This is a genomic window from Halobellus sp. Atlit-38R (assembly GCF_003665925.1).
Taxonomy (GTDB): domain Archaea; phylum Halobacteriota; class Halobacteria; order Halobacteriales; family Haloferacaceae; genus Haloquadratum; species Haloquadratum inordinatus.
The window spans coordinates 1-432 of sequence record NZ_QXIJ01000415.1; the positions used below are offsets into that span (position 1 = coordinate 1).

Below are 432 nucleotides of genomic sequence, written 5' to 3' on the forward strand. Positions count from 1 at the left end.
TGACGGAGATGCTCTATCGCGCGTCCAACGAGCGCTACGATACGCTGTTAGAGGACCTCCACCGGGTTCCCCAGAAGCGGTTGAACGCCGTGAACGACGGGAACCCCCTCGCGATGTTCCAGATGCTGAAGTTCGAAGACCTCTCTATCCTCGCCTCGACGGCGAAAGACTGGTTCTCGAACTAAACCGTCTGTATTCGGTCGCTCACTCGTTCTCGGTTGCCGTCCGCAACCGTCCCACCCGAAACGTCCGTCGACTGTTCAGCGACCGCCTTCTGTCGCCCGTTCGTCGAGCGTTGCGAGTGCCTCCACCAGTGTTTCGCGTGCTGCAGCGACGTGCGTATCCGCCTCGTCGTCTTCGGTCGAATCCACGTTGGAGAGGAGGTGTTCGACGTGACCAAGACGAGTTCGGACTACGTCGTCGTCCGGGAGC

Annotated in this window: 1 pseudogene; it reads left to right on the top strand. The window is 60.4% G+C overall.

Annotation, left to right across the window (positions count from 1 at the left end):
* Nucleotides 1–185 (top strand): annotated as a pseudogene (locus D3D02_RS20135) (NAD(P)/FAD-dependent oxidoreductase); the annotation flags it as partial.
* Nucleotides 186–432 lie beyond the last annotated feature (247 nt).